The sequence below is a fragment of the Saccharopolyspora sp. NPDC000995 genome (assembly GCF_053599315.1).
This window is the reverse complement of record NZ_JBSFLZ010000045.1, coordinates 17337-38313: the sequence shown is the minus strand read 5'-3', so window position 1 is coordinate 38313 and position 20977 is coordinate 17337. Positions and strand designations below refer to the sequence as shown.

Genomic DNA, 20977 nt, shown 5'->3' with positions numbered 1-20977 from the left:
CAGGTCCTGGTCACATCGTCACCTCCGAAGACGTCGGCGACGGCAGCGGAACGCGCAATTGCAACGAGATTCCGCCCATCCGGGACCGCCGGATCGACAGGGTCCCGCCGAGTTCCCGTGCCCGGGCAGCCATGTTGACCAGTCCCCGATGGCGCCCGGCGAGGTCCGCTGCTGAAGACAGGTGCAGCGACCGCCGCAACTGCGCGGGATCGCCGGTCCCGTCGTCGGACACGGTGAGCCGCAGGTGATCGGCCTTGTAGACCAAATGCACCAGCGATCGGGACGCGTGCGCGTGCGCGACCGTGTTGAACAACGCTTCGCCGGTCAGCCGGAGAATCGAGTTCTCCGCCTCGGGCGGCAGCGGCGCTGGGGCGCCCTCCACGCGCACTTCCACCTTCAGGTCGCTGGGCAGGTGCACTGTGGACAGTTGTTGCAGCAGGACGGGCAACGAGCCCGGCGGTTCCTCAGCGCTGTGGTGGAGGGCATAGATCGCCGCGCGGAGCCGCTCGACGGCCTGCTGAGTGAGTCCCCTGGCCGGCGCCAACCGTTCCGCGACGCGGACCGCGTCCGGCCCCATGGCCTCCAGCTCGGACCGGCACACCTCAATCGTCATACCGGCGCTGAGCACGTACTGGGTGACCGTGTCGTGCAGTTCCCGCGCGATGCGGTGCCGCTCGTCGTCGAGCGCCTGGCGCTGCATCGCCTCGACTAGGCGCCGCTGGGTTTCCTGGAGTTCGGCATTGCGGGCGGCCAGGTCGCGTGCTTGCTTCGCGGCGGCCTCGGAAAGCTGCTCGGTACGACCGCGAAGTTGTACGGCGGCGTGGAAGAGGAACGAGTTGTGCAACGCGACCGCCGCCTGATTGGCCAGGACCCGCAGGATGGCCAGGTCGGTGTCGGCGACGGACACCTCGCTGCCCGGCCAGCCCACGATCCCGCCAACCGGCTCACCGTCCAGGGTCATCGGAGCCCGGACCCATCCGGGTCCGCTGGGCTCCCACTCGACCTCCCACGGACGCGACCGCACCCCGTCGAGGTGCTCACCGACCTCGGCCGGCAATCCGGCCTCGTCGTCGATCAGCTCTCCGTTGCACAGCATCAGGAACCTCGGCCGCGCAGCGCGCAGCGCGCCGTCGGCGATCGCGAGGAGCAGCCAGTCCGCCTGCAGGTGCTCCGCGGCCGCCCGGACCACCGCCTCGACGAGGGTGCGCGGGCCCTCGACGGTCCGCACCAGTGCGCGGGAAATCCGGTCGAGCGCCTGCACCGCGTACTCCAGCCGTTCGGCCGAGCGGACGTACTCCGGGTAGAACGACCGCTTGCCCGAGCGCAGCCCGGTGAGCGCACCGAGGTCGGTGTGACTATTGGTGCCGTTACCGGATTCCTTGCGCGCTGCCACCGTTTACCTCGCTGTGCTGGCCAGGACTCACAATGCTGCCCGGAACAGCCGGTCGATGTCGACTTCGCGGGCATGTCGCGGATTGGTCGTCAGGCAGGCGTCCTTCAGGGTGTTGCGGGCGAGCAGCGGAACGTCCGCACCGGTCACGCCGAGCGAACTCAGGCCCCGGGGAACACCGACTATGTCGGCCAGTTCGCGGACCCGGTCGGCCAGTTCGCACGCCACTTCGCGGGCCGGAACGCCCGCGATCTCGATGCCGACCGCCGCCGCCAGCGGAACGTAGCGCTCAGCGTCGGTCTCCGCATTGAACCGGATCACGTGAGGCAACAGCACCCCGTTGATCACGCCGTGCGGCGCGTCCAGCAGGCCGCCCACCTGGTGGCTCATCGCGTGGGTGGCGCCGAGGATGGCGTTGGTGAAGGCCATTCCGGCCTCCAGCGCTCCCTGCGCCATCGCCACCCGCGGCGCAGCCTCGGTCGGCCGGAACATCGTGCGCGCGAGGTTCTCGACGATCAGGTGCGCCGCGTGCAGGGAATGCTGATCGGTGAGCGTATTGTGCGCCAGCGAGACGAACGACTCGATCGCGTGCGTGAGGGCGTCCAGCCCGGTGGCCGCGTTCAGCCAGTCCGGCATCGTGATCAGCAGTCGCGGGTCCACCAGGGAGATGTCCGGTACCAGCGTCCGGCTGAGGATGGTGATCTTCGTGGCCGCGGCGGTGTCGGTGATGATGGCGAACTGCGAGACGTCCGCACCGGTTCCGGAGGTGGACGGGGCCATCACCAGCGGCGGGATCGGATGCACGACCTGGTCCACGCCCTCGTAGTCGAGGATGCGGCCGCCGTTGCCGGAGAGGATCGCGACTCCCTTGGCCGCGTCGATCACCGAGCCCCCGCCGACCCCGATGATCACGTCGCTGCCGCTCTCGACGTAGCGCTCGTACGCGGCCTCGACCTCGTGGTCCTTCGGGTTCGGTGTCACGGCGTCCCAAACGACCGCGGACAGCCCCACCCGCCTGAGGTGACCGACCGCCTCGGCCACCCAGCAGGCCTCGGTGAGCCCTGGGTCGGTCACGAGAAAGGGTCGCCGAGCGCCGAGCCTCCGGGCGCAGTGCCCGAGTTCGGCCAGGGCGCCGGGCCCGAACACGATCTCTGGGACGTGGAACTTGGCCAACCGGTTCGTGGTGTCCGCTCGCATTCGCTCGCCCCCGGCTTGCGGGCCCTGGAGCAACTCGGCCCCGGGCGCTTCGCCTGCTTCTTGGTGCGGGAGACGGGGCATGCGGCTTCGCACGGTCATGGGGGCATCCTCCAAGCACCATGGCAGGGCTGTTCCGCAAATGCTCGGCTGCACGCGGACTCGATAATCTCCGGTTCCCCGCCGACGGCTGCGCTCCGATCTCAGCACCATCGTAGCCCCATGAGTGACGCTTACCACACTGTCAGGCTAGGGTGCCGGTGGCCCAGCGCTACCGTCCGACCGGGCGAGCGGAACCTGTCCGATCGGTCAGTTCCACCCATGGCGGGCGGGTGAGCTCACTCGTCCTCGCTCGGGTCGACGAGCTGGGAACGCAGTCCATCCAGCACCCCGGGATCTCCGAGCGTGGTGACATCCCCCAACTCGCGCCCCTCAGTCACGTCACGCAACAGCCGCCGCATGATCTTCCCGCTGCGCGTCTTGGGCAGCTCGTCGGCCCAGACGATCTTCGCAGGGCGGGCGAGCTTGCCGATCCGGGCCGCCACGTGTTCGCGGAGGTCGGCTTCGATCTCGTCGCTCGTCTCGACACCGCTGCGCAACGTCACGAAAGCGACGATCGCCTGCCCGGTCAGCTCGTCCGGCCGCGCCACCACAGCCGCCTCGGCGACGTCGTCGTGGGCGACGAGCGCCGATTCGACCTCAGCGGTGGAAAGCCGGTGCCCGGAGACGTTGATGACGTCGTCCACCCGGCCCAGCACCCAGTAGTAGCCGTCCTCGTCCCGGCGTGCTGCGTCGCCGGCGAGGTAGGTGCGCGGGCCGCTTGGGAAATACGTCTTGACGTACCGCTCGTCGTCGCCGTACAGCGTACGCAGCATGCTCGGCCACGGCTCGGTCAGGACCAGCAGGCCGCTGCCGTCGTCCCCGGCCGCGGAGGAGGGCACGAGGTCGGCGCACACGCCGGGTAGCGGCCTGGTCGCCGACCCCGGCTTGGCGCTGGTGGTGCCCGGCAGCGGCGCCATCATGATCGAGCCGGTCTCGGTCTGCCACCAGGTGTCCACGATCGGGCAGCGCTCGCTCCCAATCACCACGTGGTACCAGATCCAGGCCTTCGGGTTGATCGGCTCGCCCACGCTGCCCAACAGCCGCAGCGAGCTCAGGTCGTGGCGGGCCGGATGGTCGGCGCCCCACCTCATGCACGCGCGGATTGCGGTGGGAGCGGTGTAGAAGGTGGTCACCCGGTACCGCTCGACGAGCTCCCACCAGATGCCCTTGTGCGGGTAGTCGGGCGCGCCCTCGAACAGCACGCTCGTGACCCCGTTGGCGAGGGGTCCGTAGATCACGTAGCTGTGGCCGGTGATCCACCCGACGTCGGCGGTGCACCAGTACACGTCGGTGTCGGGACGCAGGTCGAACACCAGGCGGTGCGTGTAGGAAACGCCGGTGAGGTAGCCGCCCGTGGTGTGCAGGATGCCCTTCGGCTTCCCCGTCGAGCCGGAGGAGTAGAGGATGAACAGAGGGTGTTCGGCCTCCACGGGTTCGGCGGGGCACGCCGGATCCGCGGCGGCGCATACCTCGTGGAACCAGACGTCGCGGCCCGGACACATCGTCGCAGCCGTGCGCGTCGCGCGAACCACCACAACCTTCTCCAACGACTGGATCTCGTCGAGCACACCGTCGAGGTTGTCCTTGACCGCATTGACCCGTCCCTTGCGGCGCGCCCCGTCGGAGGTGACCAGCACCTTGGCCCCGCAGACCTGCATCCGGTCCCGCACTGCCTCCGGCGAGTACCCGCCGAACACGACGTTGTGCACTGCGCCGATGCGGGCACAGGCGAGCATCGCGACCACGACCTCCGGAACCATCGGGAGGTAGATGCCCACGACATCGCCCTTGCGCACGCCGAAGTCCTTGAGCGCGTTGGCGAAACGCTGCACGTCACGCAGGAGCTGGGCGTAGGTCAGGGCACGCTCGTCGCCTTCCTCGCCGTGCCAGAAGAAGGCGACCCGGCTGCCGAGTCCGGCTTCCACATGCCGGTCCAGGCAGTTGTAGGAGACGTTGAGTCGCCCGTCGTCGAACCAGCGGTAGAAGGGCGGATCCGAGTCGTCGAGCACCGCGGTGAAGGGTTGGTCCCAGTGCAGGGTGCGCGCCTGCTCCGCCCAGAAACCGAGCCGGTCAACGGCCGCCCACCGGTACAGCGAGTCGTCGGCGACGAGCGCTTGCTCGCTGAACTCCGCGGGCGGGTCGAACGATGGGACGGCCAGCAGGTCCTCCACCCGCTTGGTCCGATCGGTGGTCATCGTGCTCCTTCGAGATTCGCGGGGTACGCGCGTCCTCGGTGGCGGGCTACCCGACCACCGAGGACAGTTCGTTCAGACGAGGCCGAAAGCGGTTAGTTCGTCGTTGGTCAACAGCCGAGAGCGGATCAGGAAGCGCACTCCTTCCGGGGCTTCCAAGGAGAATCCGCTGCCGCGTCCCGGCACCACGTCGATGGTCAGGTGGGTGTGCTTCCAGTACTCGAACTGCGCTGCGGACATCCAGACCGGGATCGCCTCGGCGACCCCGTCCACGTCGAGGTCGCCTAGGTGGACATCGGAGTTCCCGGTGCGGAATTCGCCCGCCGGATAGCACATCGGCGCGCTGCCGTCGCAGCAGCCACCGGACTGGTGGAACATCAGCGGCCCGTGCTCGTCCCGGAGGCGGCGCAGCAGTTCCGCCGCCCCCGAGGTGAGCGCCACGCGGGAGTAGCCCATGGCCGTCGCTTTAGAAGAACCCGAGCTTGTTCGGCGAGTAGCTGACCAGCAGGTTCTTCGTCTGCTGGTAGTGGTCGAGCATCATCTTGTGGTTCTCCCGCCCGATACCGGACTGCTTGTACCCGCCGAACGCCGCGTGTGCGGGATAGGCGTGGTAGTTGTTCACCCACACCCGACCGGCCTGGATGTCACGTCCGGCGCGGTAGGCGGTGTTGCCGTCGCGCGACCACACCCCGGCGCCCAGCCCGTAGAGCGTGTCGTTGGCGATCTTCAGCGCGTCGTCGTAGTCGTCGAACCGAGCCACCGACACCACAGGTCCGAAGATCTCCTCTTGGAAGATGCGCATCTTGTTGTCGCCCTCGAAGACCGTCGGCTGGACGTAGTAGCCGCCGGAGAGCTCCCCGCCGAGGTCGGCTTTCTCCCCGCCGGTGAGGACCTTCGCGCCCTCCGCCTTGCCGATGTCGATGTAGGAAAGGATCTTCTCGAACTGGTCGTTGCTCGCCTGCGCACCGATCATCGTCTCTATGTCCAGCGGATGCCCCTGCTTGATCGCCTTGGTGCGCTCCACTGCGTCACCCAGGAAACCCTCGTAGATGCTGCTTTGGATCAGCGCGCGGGATGGGCAGGTGCACACCTCGCCCTGGTTGAGCGCGAACATCGCGAATCCCTCCAGCGCCTTGTCGTAGAAGGCATCGCGGGTATCGGCGACGTCGCCGAAGAAGATGTTCGGGCTCTTGCCGCCCAGTTCCAGCGTGACCGGGATGATGTTCTCGCTGGCGTACTGCATGATCAGCCGACCGGTCGTGGTCTCCCCGGTAAAGGCGATCTTGGCGATCCGATTGCTGGACGCCAAAGGCTTGCCCGCCTCGACGCCGAAACCGTTGACCACGTTGACCACACCGGGCGGCAGGAGGTCGGCGATCAGACCAAGCAGCACGTGGATGGATGCTGGCGTCTGCTCGGCCGGCTTGAGCACCACCGCGTTGCCGGCGGCCAGCGCCGGAGCCAGCTTCCAGGTGGCCATTAGCAGGGGGAAGTTCCACGGGATGATCTGCCCGACCACTCCCAGTGGTTCGTGGAAATGGTACGCGACGTTGTCGCCGTCGATCTCGCCGATACCACCCTCCTGCGCCCGGATCGCGCCCGCGAAGTAGCGGAAGTGGTCGATCGCGAGCGGGATGTCGGCGGCCAGCGACTCCCGGACCGGCTTGCCGTTCTCCCACGTCTCGGCCACCGCCAGCTGCTCGAGATTCGCCTCCATCCGGTCGGCGATCCGGTTCAGCAGGCTCGCGCGTTCGGCGACCGAGGTCTTGGCCCAGCCCGGCGCGGCTCCGTGCGCGGCGTCCAGCGCCCGTTCCACGTCCTCGGCGGTGCCGCGGGCGATCTCGGTGAAGGTCTCGCCGGTCACCGGTGTCTGATTCGCGAAGTAGCCGCCCTTGGCCGGCGGCACGTACTCACCGCCGATGAAGTGGTCGTAGCGCGCCTCGTACGCGACGACGCTGCCAGGTGTTCCCGGCGCTGCGTACTTCGTCATGTGCTGCCTCCTGCACAGAAACGGGGAAGATGACGCAGAAGCGTGCTGGATCACACGTTGCAACGACGTTGCCACGACGTTAACTCCGGTTCCGACCTGTCCCAACGGTCAGTATTCGACGGCTGCACGCACCGTGGTCTTGTCGGCTCTGGTCGTTTGTAGTCATCATGGCTATCGCCCGTGTCGCCGGATGTGGGACCGATCGCGTCGTGGCCAGGAGGCAGGGTGACCCTCAATGACGAGTACGTGACCGCGGAATTGCTAGCGGATCCGATCGAGTACGCATCGCTGCTGGAGCGGGTGTGGGACGCCATGCTGCGCGGAGATCGCTCGCCGAGGTCTCCCCGACCGCTGGTCTCGGATTCCTGGCAGCGCTCCCTCGCCGCGGACGTCGACCCCGATGCGCGCGAAGCACCCGTGGTCTGGGAACGCGACGAGGTGCGCGACATCCGCTCGATCCACCCACTGGCCGCCGCGATCCCGGTGCTTCGGGAAACCGTGCTCCGCGTCGCCGACGAGGCGATGCACGTCATGATCGTGACCGACCGGGATGGCTTGATCCTGTGGCGCGAGGGCAACGCCGGCGTCGCGCGGCGCGCCGACCGGGTGCGGCTGGCGGAAGGAACCCGGTGGTCGGAGGACGCCATCGGCACCAACGCGATGGGCACCACGCTCGCCGTCGGCAAACCGGTGCAGATCTACTCCGCCGAGCACCTGGTTCGCACGTATCACAACTGGACGTGCGCGGCCAGTCCCATCCGCGACCCGGATACCGGTGAGATCCTCGGCTCGGTGGACATCAGCGGACCGCTGCGCACCGTCCACCCGGCGATGGGCGCCCTGGTCACTGCCGCCGCCCAACTGGCCGAAAGCCACCTTCGCGCGCAGATGGCCGCCCGTGACGAACGCCTGCGGGCAAAGAACATGCCGCACCTGCGGGGTTTGCGCGGCGAGTGCGGCGCGTTGCTCACGCCTACCGGACGAGTGCTGGCGATCGAGCCGGGGCAGGGTCTGTGCCTGCCTGAGCGGATCGACGTCAGCGACGGCCACGGCCGCGTCCTGCTCGACGACGGGCGGGAAGCCGTCCTGGAACGCCTCGCCGAGGGCTTCCTGCTGCGGCTACCCGGCACATCTGGCTCGCGGGCGCAGCCGCGAGCAGTGCTGTCGCTGTCCTTTTTAGACACTTCAGGCCCCGGCGCCGTCCTCAACGGTCGGGACCTACCGCTCACCCTTCGGCACGCCGAGATCCTCGCCCTCCTCGCGATGCACCCCAGCGGGCTCACGGCAGACCGGCTTTCCTGCGAGCTCTACGGAGACCGCGGCAATCCGGTGACAGCTCGCGCGGAGATCCATCGGCTCCGCGCGCACCTCGGAGAGCACGTGATCAGCACCAAGCCCTACCGCCTCAACGCGGAGATCGACGCCGACTTCCTGTCGGTTCGCCGAGCGCTGCGTGCGGGAGACATCAAGGCGGCCGCGGAGTCCTATCGCGGGCCTCTTCTGGAAGCCAGCGAGGCACCGGCGATTCGCGACGAACGGGACGAACTGTTCGCCTCTCTCCGCGGCGCGGTCCTCGACCGCGGTTACGTCGAAGGGCTGTGGGGACTGTTCTGCCATCAGCCCGCGGACGACCTCGAAGTGCTGGGTCAACTGGCGCACCGGCTCCCGCGCCACGACCCACGCCGACACGTGGTGACCGCGCGAATGCAACGCGTTTTAGCCGAAGAGCTTTGATACCCGGCCTCCTGTGGCAACGCGACCGCAACGGCGACAGCACCAAGATGCGGCCACTGTTGCCGGGCGTTGTGAAGGGCGAGACGAAGATGACGTGGACCGAAACCAGCCGCACGACCGCGGAGGCGAAGCAGGACATACCCCGACGCGTGATCCTCGTCGGACCGCCCGGGGCGGGCAAGGGAACCCAAGCACACACCCTGGCAAACCACCTCGGCGTTGCCCACATCTCCACCGGAGACCTCTTCCGCCGCCACGTCGGTGACCGAACCGTGCTCGGCGAGTGGGCTCAAACCTTCATGGTCCGGGGCGAGCTGGTTCCCGACGAGATCACCCTGGAGATGGTGCGCGACCGTCTCGCGGAAGACGACGCCGCCGGTGGCTTCCTACTCGACGGCTTCCCCCGCACCCTCGAGCAGGCCGTGTTCCTGCAACAGCTCCTCCGGCGATCGGGAACCGACATCGACGGGGTCCTGGAAATGCACGTCGGCGAGGACGAAATCGTGCGTCGCCTCGCGGGTCGGCGAACGTGCCGGGAATGCGATCGCAGTTGGCACCTCGAGTTCGATCCGCCCCGCGTGGAAGGCTCATGCGATGCGTGCGGCAGCGCGCTGGCCCAGCGCGACGACGACCGCGAGGAGGCGATCCGCCGCCGATTGGACCTCTACGCGCAGGAAACCCGCCCACTCCTCGGCTTCTTCCGAGAACTAGGTCTGCTGGTGCGAATCGACGCGAGCGGGCCCGTCGCGGAAGTCCGCGAGCGAGCGATCAGCGCTGTGGGCACAACAGACCATAGTTTACGCTGATCGCACATCTGCAACGCGGCTGCAACGTCGGTGCCCCTAGCATCGTCGCCCGGCTGGACTCCCCGGCCACTGGACCCCGGGAGGATTTCGATGCCAGCGTGGCGCGTTCGCGACTTCCACGACGACGACCTGGACCAGGCCATCCACATCTGGGACCAGAGCCGCGAAGAAGTGGAGCCGGTCTTCTCGGCAGCCGAGGTGGTCGCCATGGCCAGAGGCGGCCACCCGGCGCTGGTCGCCGCGGTCGACCGCAATGTCGTCGGCATGGCCGTGGCCCACGTGCAGGGCGAACGCGCGTGGCTGGCGCTGTTCGCCCTGGACTCGCGGTGGCGCAACCGCGGCATCGGGAGCGCTCTGCTCGCCGAGCTGGAGAAGAAGCTGCGTTCGACGGGAGTGCATCGCATCTGCAGCCTCGTCCCCGAATGTGACGCCGGGTTCAAAGCGATGCACAACTCCGGCTACCGACCGCGAACCGGTCTGACGTACTTCGAGAAGGTACAGCAGCTCGCCCCGGACGAGTTCAGCGTGCTCGATGATCTCGGAGGCCGTCTGCTGCCCGCCGGACTGTGGGAGGCGCTGGCCGGCATGGAACGCGAGAAAGACATCATCGAACGCCGCATCGTCCTGCCGCTCTCGCACCCTGAGCGCGCCGAGCGCCACGGCGTGCTCCCGCCCAAGGCGGTGGTGCTGTTCGGTCCGCCGGGCACTGGCAAGACCAGCTTCGCCAAGGCCATCGCTTCCCGGCTCACATGGCCGTTCGTGGAACTGTTCCCGTCCCGGCTGGCGACGTCGTCGCCCGGCGGCCTCGCCGTATCCCTGCGCGGGACCTTCGCCGAGCTGGAGGAACTCGACGACCTTGTACTGTTCATCGACGAGGTCGAGGAGATCGCGGGCACGCGCTCCACACCCGCGGCGGGCCCAGCCCACGGCGTCACCAACGAACTGCTCAAGCTGATCCCCAGTTTCCGCGAGCACGACAACCGACTGCTGGTCTGCGCCACGAACTCGGTCGGCTCCCTCGATCCGGCGTTCCTGCGTCCCGGGCGCTTCGACTACCTCATCCCGGTCGGCCCACCGGACCCACCGGCCCGCCGCGCCATCTGGTCCCGCTACCTCGGTCCCGCACGCGACTCGGTCGACCTCGACCTCCTGGTCCAGCGCAGCGAACTGTTCACGCCCGCCGACATCGAGTTCGCCGCCCGCAAGGGCGCCCAGTTCGCTTTCGAGCGGGACGTTCTCGACTCGGACGGGGAAACCGCGACCACCGAGGACTACCTCCAGGCAATCTCGGATACCAGGCCGACCCTGACACCCGGTGCGATCTCGGAGTTCCAGCAGGACATCGAGTCCTACACCCGCCTTTGAACTCGAAAGCTCTCCCACCACGGCCACAGGACAACACACCTGATGGCGCTGCGCTGCGGTGATACCAGCGATGGCAGCTGGTTCACCGCGGCTGCGGTTCCTCGTGCCACCGGGCAATCGGCCAGCGCGCGGTGGATAGGTGCCGGCCCGCGACGTAGGCCTCGCCGGTGGTCCCAGGGGGCACCGGGCGCAGGTCGTCGTCGAGCACGTAAACCCGGCACTGGCCCATGGCCCGGCCCACGGCAACGCTGCTCTCCGCCTGGTACGGCGTTGTGATCAGGTGCCACGTCGAGATGACGGTAGTCTCGGTGAGGCCCCATCCGTTGGCCAAGCGGAGATCAGGGAAGCGGTTCAACAACCGCTCGATCGTTGCTCCCGCCACGACGTCACCGCCGGTCCAGAGCAGTTCGAGACCGCCTAGGCAATCCAAGGCGTGGTCGACCACCGAGTTCAGCTGGTAGGGGACCAAGAGGGCCGAGGTCGCGCCGCTCCGCTTGATGTATTCCCGGTACCGGACAAGTACTCCGCATCCGCCGCGACACATTCGACCGCCTCAGCAGCCGGATCAGCAAGGAAGTGCACACGGCGCAACCAACCTGACCGGCAACCAAACCCGCCCCGAAGGCCGCACCCATCCAAGGGAAATAGAGAACAAAACGCACTGGGTTCACGACACCGCCCACAGCCAGAACGCTTACTCCGGAACCGGCGCCCAGGCCATGGCCACTTTGCGCAACCCCGCACTCGCCCTGCCAGACCTGGTCGGCATCACCCAGATCACCCGCGCTCCGCAACGCATCACCGCCGACCGCACCAAATGGTTCCATTGTAGCGGCCGCGAACATACCAAACCGGCTTTGACGATCCGAGTCCGGCCAAACTGTCCCAATGGTCATGAATTAGTGACCATTCGGGCAGAATCATGAGCAAACTGTATCATCTCTGACGGAAAGAGCGACAGAATTCGCCTCACGATCGCGACCAGGCGCATTTTGCCCCGGTTGGCGGCAGAATCAATATTTCAAGCACGCACCTGGGGTAGACCGATTTCAGCACACCGAAGAAGTTACTGGAGGTGAAGAACGGAAAGCACCTTCGCCAAACCTCCGGCTTCCCTACAAGGTTTCCTCGCGATCCCATTAATTGCACGCCAAGCGGCGACCAATAATGCACATTTCTCAGAGCGTTATCCTGGCAGCTCTCAATACAATACTGCGCAGGAGACTTTCTCGGTATCCATCCCTCACCAAGGTATACCGGACAGATAACCGGCGCTCAAAGCCTAACCCAAAGCCTGGAACTAATCGGACGGCAGTGATCTTTGGTTTGCCCGGCGCCTGAGGCACAGACGCTCGTGGTTCAGGGAACGCAGTGGCGGCCAGCTAGGCATCTTTGCACACGTCGACCGGACTTGGGATTCGACTCCCGATACAGACGCACCGCGCGCTCAACGCAGCTCGTCGGGTACTTCATCGGTGCTGGCACGGGTGACTCCCGTCAAGCCTAATCAGACCAAGCTAGGAAGCCTCCGAGCTAGGAGGAACCTCAATCACCAAAACGAGGGGAACTATGGGAGTGTCAATCGGTATCGGTCAGCGGGTTCTTCGAGTAAGCGATGAACAAGTGAGGGCCTTTGCGGAGGCAAGTGGAGACGTCAACCCGCTCCACACGGACGTCAAGTATGTCCGCAGGTGCACGAGTTTTCCGCAGCCTATCGCGCACGGCGCTTTGGTGGTGATGCACGCGCTAGGTACGTGGATCGAGTCGGCTCAGCTGGCCAACGACCGTTGGCTCCGGGCTCGTTTTCACGGCCCTGTCCTGCCCGGCACCGAGTACACCGTGACGATGCCTGAGGCTGCGACTCGGTTCGAGGTCTGGGCTGCGGAGAACCTGGCGGTCCAGATTGACCTGGAGAACGTCGGTGACGAGCGTGTTGATCGAGAGCACTCGAACGTCTCCGACGTGAAGAGCTTGGGTGACGGGCCAACACAGTGGACCATCGACGAGATCTCCGAGGGATTGACTTTGGAGATCCCCTTTGGCGGCGACGTCGGAGAACTTCACGCAACGCTGCGCGGTTACGGGGCAGATGCGGGCGAAAGCATCGGCCAGTACGTGACGTTGCTGTCCTGGGCCAGTTACGTAGCAGGCATGCATCTCCCGGGACGGGAAGCGATGATCACCGGATTGTCGGTGTTGCCGGACGGCGCGCCGAATCTGGCGCAAGGCGTTGGTCGTGTCGAGGTCACCGCGGTGGACCGACGGTTTGGACTGGTGAAACTCGCAGGGGCCCTGGGCGGGGTCGGGCAGGTGCAGCTTTCGGTATTGGTGCGGCAGCTGCCCGCAGAGCTCGACCCAGCGCAGCTAACCGAGCTCATCCCCCAAGTGCGGGCTCTGGACAACCAGGTCGCCATGGTGGTGGGCGGCAGCCGGGGGCTGGGAGCGAGCCTGGTTCAAGGGATGGCGTTACAGGGTGCCGAGGTCTACGCCCTCTATCGCGATTGTGGAGCCGAAGCCGAGCAAGTCCGCGACGCGCTAGGTGCCGACGCCCAACGAGTCCACTTGGTGCAGGCAGACGCGTCCAATGCCGATCAGCTGGCAGAACTGGCCGATCGCATCCGGGCCAGGCACGGGGGCCTGGACGTGCTCGTGCTCAACGCTTTCCCGACGGTGCAACCGGGCATGGCTGGTGACGCCGCGCAAGCGTGGCAGGAAAGCGCTCTTCAGCTAGTGCACACGCCTCTGGAGAGGTTGGGCGAACTGGTCGAACAGCGTGCTGGACAGATCATTTTGATCTCCAGCGAGTATGTCACGTCATGCCCCACCGGGTTGGAGCACTACGCCGTTGCCAAGCAGGCGGCCGAGGCAATGGTCCAAAAAGCGATCACGAACAAGTCCAGTACCAAAGCTGTGATCGCGCGCCCGCCGCGGCTGGCCACAGCTTACGCGAGCGGGGTTCTCCCCGGGATGCGCGTCGAACCGGTCACGGCCGGCATCGTCAATGCGCTCTTGAAGCCTGCTACGGCGGGTACGGCGACCGTGCTGGACGATTTCGTCCAGCCGACCGATCTCCCTTCAGAGTCGCAGAAATCCGGCAAGAATTCTTCGCGGCTTGCGGTGGCCGCCACCTTCACCACCGATCCGCTGCAGCCGCCCCTTGACGCCTGGTTGCAGCGCCTCGGACTCGAGTGGGAAGTGAAGCTCTCCCCGTATGGTCAGATTTTCCAGCAGCTCCTCGCGGTCGATAGCGCGCTTAGCGGGGCGACGGCGGCAGCGCTGTTGGTGCGCTTCGCTGACTGGGATGAGGCCGGAATCGACAAAACGATTGAGGAGTTCGCGGCTACAGTCCGGGCTTGGGCCGAACGCGGCACCAACCTGGCCACCTTGCTCATCCAGGTATGCCCGAGCCCAGAACCGCACGCGGATCTGGATGAAAAACGTCATGCCCGGCTCGCGGAGCTGCTGGACGGGTTGCGCGGCGTGCACGTACTCGACTGCGCCACTTGGCATGGTGGACTGTCTCCAGCGCCAGGTAATGTGCACGACCCGGCACGGCTTCGTATTGCGCACATGCCCTACACCAGTGAGGGGTACACCGCCCTTGCTACTGGTCTCGTGCGGACGCTGCACGCTGTTGCTGCACCGCCGTTCAAGGTGCTCGCGCTTGACTGCGACAACACTTTGTGGGATGGCGTCGCAGGGGAAGACGGGCCGCAGGGTTTGCGGATGCGCGATGGGCACTACCGGCTCCAGCATTGGGCAGCGGACCTCTCGCGCAATGGCGTCCTCGTTTGCCTGGTGAGCAAGAACGATCCCGCTCTTATCGAGGAAGTGTTCGCCACCCGGACCGATATGCCGCTGCGTCCGGAAATGCTGGCCGGGCAAGCCGTCTCGTGGGAACCGAAGTCGGCCGGTCTCATCCAGCTCGCCGAAGGGTTCGGGTTGGGGCTCGACAGCGTGGTGTTCCTGGACGACAACCCACTCGAAGTGGCGGAGGTACAAGCCAATTGCCCTGGGGTTCTTGCGTTGACCGTACCCGCCGAGCCCGACTTACTGCTTGACTTCCCGGCACGGGTCTGGGCGTTCGACCGCCTGGAGACCACCGACGAGGACCGCGCGCGCACCCGCTCTTATGTCAGTCAGCAAGAGCGCTCTCAGCTCCAGCGCACGATGAACTTCGCGGAGTTCATGACCAACCTGCAGTTGCAGGTGGACATAGCCCCGGCAGCTGATGCCGACCTTCGGCGAGTTGCCCAGCTCACCCAACGCACCAACCAATTCAATGCCAGCGTCCAACGTCGCCAGGAGTCGCAGTTGCAAGTGCTCCTCAAAGACGAATGGGCGGGTTGCCTGGTGGTGCGCGCCAAAGACCGCTTCGGTGATTACGGTACCGTCGGTACCACGATCTACCAGCAGGACGCGGACGAGCTAGTAGTCGACACCTTCCTGCTTAGCTGCAGGGCACTCGGCCGCGGGGTCGAGCACCGCATGTTGGCCGATCTCGGTGAGCTTGCCATCAAATCAGGTTGCGAAACCGTGCGAATTCCGTGCAAACGTACTGACCGGAACCTCCCGGCCCGAAATTTCCTGGGCTCACTCAACGCGCCCGATGCACTGGCCGACGACGGTACATTTGACGTCACCCTCAGCGCGGTCGAAGCCAGCAAGGTTCACTTCGATCCTGCCACGATGGATCAGGCCACTCCCGCGGCGAGTTCCACATCGTCGATACCGCAGACGATTGGCGCAACGCGATTGAAAGCTCTGAAAACAATCGCGGAAACCCTGCTTGAGCCAGAAAACGCGGCCGACTACCTCGTTGACCGAGGCGCGTCGACCAATGCCACGGCCCCTCCCGCATCGCAGGCAACTCAGGCCGAGGTCGACAACGATGCACTGCGGACGATCGTGCATGTTCTCGCTGAAGTCGCTAACCTACCCCAGCAAAGCCTCAACGCCGACACCCATGTACCAGGGCTCCGCCTGTCCTCGATGACCATGGTGGAGGCAGTGGTCGGACTCGGCAAGTACGTTCCCGAACTGCAGGTTGAGGAGCTTTACGAGCACGACACACTGGGTGAGCTCGCCGCGAGCCTGGCACCTCGCCTCACCGCCACTGCCCCGGTCACCGACGTCCGAGCTAGCCCCGAGGTTGCCGCCGGCAACGTCGACGCCCAATCTGCTCCGGAACCAGGCGAAGTCGACCACCTCGTGGCGCGCGGGCTGGATGCACTCCAGACCTTCGAGCAACTCTCCCAGCAAGAAGTCGATCACATCGTGCAGCAGGCCGCGCTCGCCGCATTGGACAAGCATCTCGCGCTCGCTGCACTGGCGGTCCAGGAAACCGGTCGTGGCAGGATGGAGGACAAGTCGACCAAGAACATCTACGCGGCCGAACATATCGCCAACGACCTCGCCGGGCTGAAAACAGTGGGGACCATCGCCCACGATGAACTCACCGGCATGACCCAGACGGCCAGTCCAGTGGGCGTCGTAGCGGCCATCACGCCTGTTACCAACCCCACCTCCACGGTCATCTTCAAGTCCCTCATCGCACTCAAGACACGAAACCCGATCATCTTCGCCTTCCACCACATGGCTCCCCGCTGCGGCGCCGAAGCGGCCCGAACCGTCCGCGACGCCGCGGTGGCGGCCGGCGCGCCGGGCGACTGCATCCAATGGATCGATAGCCCCACCCGCGCCGCGAATCAGGCGCTGATGCGTCACCCGGGTGTATCCGTCGTCCTCGCAACCGGTAGCAACGAGACGGTCGCAGCCGCCTATAGCTCTGGTAAGCCGGCAATCGGCGTCGGCGCCGGGAACGTACCTGCCTTTATCTCGGCTGACGCCAACCTCAAGCGTGCCGCCAACGACGTCCTCCTGTCCGTCACGTTTGACAACGGCACGGCTTGCTCGGCCGAGCAGGTGCTCATCGTCGAGTCCTCCCGGTACGACGAGACGCTGAGCGAGCTGCAGCAGCTACACGCGCACCTTGCTACCCCAGACCAAAAACGGGCGCTTGAACGGCTCCTGTTCGGTACGGAGGCTGGTGCCGACGACGCGCCCACGGCCCGTCGCTCGCTGCTGGCGGTTGGCAAGTCACCGGCATGGCTGGCCTCCCAGGCCGGTTTCACCGTTCCCGAGAACACCTCGGCGATCCTCGTCGAAGTGTCCGACGTGGACGCTGCCGAACCGTTGGTCCGCGAGAAATCCTGTCCAATCCTTGCCGTACTTCCCGCCGATACCGCTGATCAGGCGATCGGGAAGGCGCAACGGGCCCTCGATTTGTGGGGCAGGGGGCACACTGCCGTCATCCACACCGCTGATCAGGATCTCGTCAGTCGCTACCGCAACACGCTGAAGGCGGCCCGGATCGTCTGGAACGCTCCGGCAGCACAAGGCGCGATGGGAGACTTGTACAACGCATTCCGTCCATCGCTGACACTCGGCTGCGGTAGCTGGGGTGGCAACTCCATCGCCGACAACATCGGTGCGGTCCACCTGCTGAACATCCAGCGCACCGGTCGACGCACGAACAACATCCAATGGTTCAAGGTCCCACCGAAGATCTACTTCGAGCCGCATAGCCTGCGATACCTGGCAGACATGGCCGACGTGCACAAAGCGGTGATCGTCTCCGGCCGGACCATCGCCCGTCTCGGCTATCCCGGCAAAGTCGTCGATGTCCTCCGACGCCGCTGCGAACCCGTGGACGTGAGGTTGATCGACTACGTCGAACCTGAGCCGACCGTTGCGACAATTCGCCGCGGTGCCGAAATGATGAGGGACTTCAGACCAGACACGATCATCGCCATTGGGGGCGGCTCGTCGATGGACGCCGCCAAGCTGATGTGGCTGTTGTACGAACACCCCGACACCGACCTCGATCACGCGAAAACTCGCTTCAACGACATCCGCAAGCGCGCCTACCGTTTTCCGCCACTCGGCCGCGACGCTCGCTTGGTCTGCATCCCCACCACGTCGGGCAGCGGCTCAGAGGTAACACCGTTCGCAGTGGTCACCGACCCCGAGTCGGGACGCAAATTCCCGATCGGCGATTACGCCCTGACCCCGAGCGTCGCGATAATCGACCCCACCTTGGTGACCGAAATGCCGAAGGGCTTGGCAGCAAGTGCGGGCATGGACGCGCTCACCCACGCCACCGAGGCCTACGTATCAACATATGCCAACGACTTCACGGACGGACTGTGCATCCAGGCGATCAAGCTTCTCTTCGAGAACCTTGAAACTTCCGTTCGAAGCGGCGGCGACGTCTTCATTGCGCGCGAGAAGGTGCACAACGCCAGCACGCTAGCAGGAATGGCTCTTTCCAATGCCTTCCTGGGTATCGTGCACGCCATGTCGCATACCATCGGGGCCACGTTCAGCCTGCCCCACGGCAGCACCAACGCGATCCTGCTGCCGCACGTCATTCGCTACAACGGGCAAAGCCCGACGAAGCTCACCGGTTGGCCGAAGTACGAGAACTACCAAGCCCCGCAACGTTTCCAGGACATTGCCCGCGTCCTCGGCCTGCCATCGCGAACGCCGGAGCAAGGGGTTGAATCGTATGCGGTTGCCATCGAGCGGCTCAGAGACGCCGTCGGTATCCCGCCCTCCTTCGCCGAAATCGGCGTCGAGGAAACGTCCTTCCTTGCCGCTTTGCCGACGCAAGCGATGAACGCCTATGAGGACCAATGTGCTCCGACCAATCCGCGTGCTCCTGTGCTCGACGACATGCAGAAGCTGATGCGCGATGCTTACTACTGCAGTAACCAGCGAAGCTCTCCTGTGGATCCGAGCATTCCTACTTCGCGGAACGGACAAGTCCGAACGACGGCAAGCGCGTCGCGCTGAGGCTCGATCTACCAAAATTTCCGGGTAGTGGTTCGGTTGTGAGTAGGTGGGGTGCCCTCTCGAGCTTGGACGTGGTGACTGACTGCGTCGATCGGAGGTTTGGCACTGTCGCAGACGTAGTCCGGGCCAGTGTCCAAGACTCGTCCTCGCCCGACACGCATGGCCCGGTAAGAGCTGGGTGCGAAGCTGTCGATATAAGACTGACGGAGATGGTTGACACCCGGGTTTGGTGATCACAGGGATATCCCGGTGAGTGCACCCCAGTTGGACCGCGAGGCGCGCGGTGCCTCGCGGTCCTGCGTCATGTCGAGGGACGTGGTGCGCAGACCCCCGGATTTTCCGTGGGGAGCAAGCGCGTCAAGGGGCGGTCGGTGCCGTCGAAGATGATGCGTTGCTCGCCGTAGCGCAACCAGCCGCCCCAGTCCTACGGCGACACATCGACGCGAACCGAGGTAGCTCTCATCGCGCGGTTCTCACCCGAACGGCCAGTCGGCGCGGTGACCATCGCATCGTCCAAGGGGGCAGCGGCGGCATTGTGTCGGCGGCGCGATCCCGGTCGGCCGTAAGCGGCGGGGCGACAACGAAGCCCCCACACGCGAACTCCCGGCCATCGCCTGCTGCCGGGCATCAGTGGCGCGACTGACCAACGCACGATGCCCTTGTTCACCCTAGACGGAGGGCCATACGTACATAAACCGTGTCGTGAGGCAACCACATACGCCTACTATGTGATCCATGCCACATACATTCCCCTTCGTGTCGGGGAGGTCCGCGAATGCGGCGGATGGCGCGGGAAACCTGACCATTCGCCTTCTCGAGGTGCTACCGCGCCCATTCGCGCTTCCCGGGTGGCGAATACATCCCGGCGCTGAAAGGAGCCACCACAATGGATCTTTCTACCGCTCCCCTTCTCACAGCAGACCCACGGCAGCGCGTGGCCAGCGACCACGAGCCGGTCGAGCTAGCCTCGCCCGCCTGCCGCAAGCAAACAGTCACTCCGGCCGTCGTCACGTTCGATGAGAGCCACATTGTCCGTGGCTACGACTGACTGACCCCGGCTACGGCATGGTCTATAACGCGTCGAGGCAAATTAGGAGGTGGAAGCGTCCCGGAAGCACACGCCGGAGACCACCTACCCGATCGGGAACTCAAAGGTGTGATCTTCTGTGGTCTGACATGATCGCTGGTGTGCGGGACGCGCGGAGGTTGCTGGCTGGGCGCAGGAGGATTTGCAGCGCAGGGTGGTCGCAATGGTTCATGCTGGAATGACTCAGGCCGCGTTCGGGCTTACCGGTCTGGTGTGGACAAGCAAGACCGTGGCCGACGGGTACGGCACGGCATCGTTGATGCCTGCTCGCTGCTGGCAAGTACCCGCGCTCTTGGGGCCTGTCGCCGCAGAAGCCGATTCGCAGGGCCTACGAGCAGACTCCGGGGTCGTGCGTCGATGGTTAGACGAGGGCTGACCGGTCATCGCCTCCCGCACCCGCGCCACCGACCCCCACTCCGGTCGGGCGCCGCTCTCGTTCGCCTGTTTCGGCGGTCGAACCGGCCGCTGTTCACCGCGTCGATTAACCCCTGCCACTGCTGACCGGTCGCCGTGAAGCACACAGCGGCGCGGTTCTCGGTGTCGAGCACCGCGGCGTCCTCGCCGGCTCAGCCGACCTCCACGCATTGACCGCTCGACCGGTGACCGACCGAGCTCAGGCTTCGTCCTCGACCGACATGCGACGGAACTCAGTGGTGGACGTATAGCTCTTGGCCGGGCCAACGACTGTCCACACCAGCCACCAGACATCCGGGCCGTGGATGACGAACTCGCCCAGATAACGATCATTGCGGCAGGGATGGCGGACCGACCACCGGCCGTGGCGCAGATCGAGATCGTGGAAGAAGCCGCCGTGGTCGAAATGCACGTCGGCCTGCCCCGGCCCACGCACCCGGAAATGAAGGACCCGTGTCGCCGGTCCCCGGTGCTCCCCCATTACCAGCGTTCCACGCTCCTGGTAGACGAGCGCGTCGTCGTCAGGGGTGAAACCCGCAACGCCGGTGAACACCGCCAAACCCGAACCTGCGGAATCGACGATCTTCCGGTCCAGCTCCCACCGTCCGGCGAAGTACGCGACGAGGTCGGTGACCCGGTAATCGGTTGCGGTGCGCACGGAGTCCACATGTGCATTCTGCCGCACCAGGCGACGAGAACGCCCGAACACGGTCGAGATGACCGCGACAACGCGCGCTGACCAGTAAAAACACGACTTCGAGTGTCGACGCAGTTCCGTGTTCGCTGGCGCCGAGTCCACCTGGGGAGACATCGCGCCGCCTGAGGAAGTGCAATCAATCGACGAGG

The 20977-nt window shown here is 65.7% G+C and carries 11 protein-coding genes and 2 pseudogenes; 6 read left to right on the top strand and 7 right to left on the bottom strand.

From position 1 onward, the window contains the following. Positions 1 to 10: 10 nt before the first annotated feature. The 5 genes from ACWDKQ_RS17005 to adh form a co-directional block, all read right to left on the bottom strand. Positions 11 to 1393 (bottom strand): MadS family sensor histidine kinase, encoded by a 1383-nt coding sequence (locus ACWDKQ_RS17005; RefSeq protein WP_450139691.1) that lies wholly within the window; start codon positions 1391 to 1393, stop codon positions 11 to 13. Positions 1394 to 1420: 27 nt separating this feature from the next. After that, positions 1421 to 2686: an iron-containing alcohol dehydrogenase gene (locus tag ACWDKQ_RS17000; RefSeq protein ID WP_450139690.1), complete on the bottom strand. Its 1266-nt coding sequence runs from the start codon at positions 2684 to 2686 to the stop codon at positions 1421 to 1423. 236 nt (positions 2687 to 2922) lie between these two features. Next, entirely contained in the window at positions 2923 to 4881 is a 1959-nt protein-coding gene (gene acs, locus ACWDKQ_RS16995) for an acetate--CoA ligase (protein WP_450139689.1), read from the bottom strand. A 72-nt stretch (positions 4882 to 4953) separates the two neighbouring features. Next, positions 4954 to 5334: a DUF779 domain-containing protein gene (locus ACWDKQ_RS16990; protein WP_450139688.1), complete on the bottom strand. Its 381-nt coding sequence runs from the start codon at positions 5332 to 5334 to the stop codon at positions 4954 to 4956. Between the two features lie 10 nt (positions 5335 to 5344). Next, positions 5345 to 6868 (bottom strand): aldehyde dehydrogenase, encoded by a 1524-nt coding sequence (gene adh / locus ACWDKQ_RS16985; protein WP_450139687.1) that lies wholly within the window; start codon positions 6866 to 6868, stop codon positions 5345 to 5347. 312 nt (positions 6869 to 7180) lie between these two features. Here adh and ACWDKQ_RS16980 point away from each other — a divergent pair, with 312 nt between their 5' ends. The 3 genes from ACWDKQ_RS16980 (at position 7181) to ACWDKQ_RS16970 (ending at position 10773) form a co-directional block, all read left to right on the top strand. Next, positions 7181 to 8602 carry a GAF domain-containing protein gene (locus ACWDKQ_RS16980; RefSeq protein ID WP_450139701.1) on the top strand — a complete coding sequence of 474 codons (1422 nt, stop codon included), beginning with the start codon at positions 7181 to 7183 and terminating at the stop codon, positions 8600 to 8602. A gap of 89 nt (positions 8603 to 8691) precedes the next feature. Beyond that, positions 8692 to 9408 (top strand): adenylate kinase, encoded by a 717-nt coding sequence (locus tag ACWDKQ_RS16975; RefSeq protein WP_450139686.1) that lies wholly within the window; start codon positions 8692 to 8694, stop codon positions 9406 to 9408. Positions 9409 to 9498: 90 nt separating this feature from the next. Beyond that, positions 9499 to 10773, top strand: a complete 1275-nt coding sequence (locus tag ACWDKQ_RS16970) for an ATP-binding protein (protein ID WP_450139685.1) — start codon at positions 9499 to 9501, stop codon at positions 10771 to 10773. Between the two features lie 82 nt (positions 10774 to 10855). On the opposite strand, the gene ACWDKQ_RS16965 is transcribed toward ACWDKQ_RS16970, so the two are convergent. Further along, positions 10856 to 11317: an AMP-binding protein gene (locus ACWDKQ_RS16965; protein ID WP_450139684.1), complete on the bottom strand. Its 462-nt coding sequence runs from the start codon at positions 11315 to 11317 to the stop codon at positions 10856 to 10858. 1025 nt (positions 11318 to 12342) lie between these two features. Here ACWDKQ_RS16965 and ACWDKQ_RS16960 point away from each other — a divergent pair. From ACWDKQ_RS16960 to ACWDKQ_RS16950, 3 genes and pseudogenes are all read left to right on the top strand, one after another. Next, positions 12343 to 12609 (top strand): annotated as a pseudogene (locus ACWDKQ_RS16960) (MaoC family dehydratase); the annotation flags it as partial. Positions 12610 to 12618: 9 nt separating this feature from the next. After that, complete coding sequence (gene adhE / locus ACWDKQ_RS16955) at positions 12619 to 18630, top strand: bifunctional acetaldehyde-CoA/alcohol dehydrogenase (protein ID WP_450139700.1); 6012 nt, start codon at positions 12619 to 12621, stop codon at positions 18628 to 18630. A 1380-nt stretch (positions 18631 to 20010) separates the two neighbouring features. Continuing rightward, positions 20011 to 20090: pseudogene (locus ACWDKQ_RS16950) on the top strand (winged helix-turn-helix domain-containing protein); the annotation flags it as partial. Between the two features lie 240 nt (positions 20091 to 20330). Here ACWDKQ_RS16950 and ACWDKQ_RS16945 read toward each other — a convergent pair. Next, complete coding sequence (locus tag ACWDKQ_RS16945) at positions 20331 to 20789, bottom strand: DUF6314 family protein (protein WP_450139683.1); 459 nt, start codon at positions 20787 to 20789, stop codon at positions 20331 to 20333. Positions 20790 to 20977 lie beyond the last annotated feature (188 nt).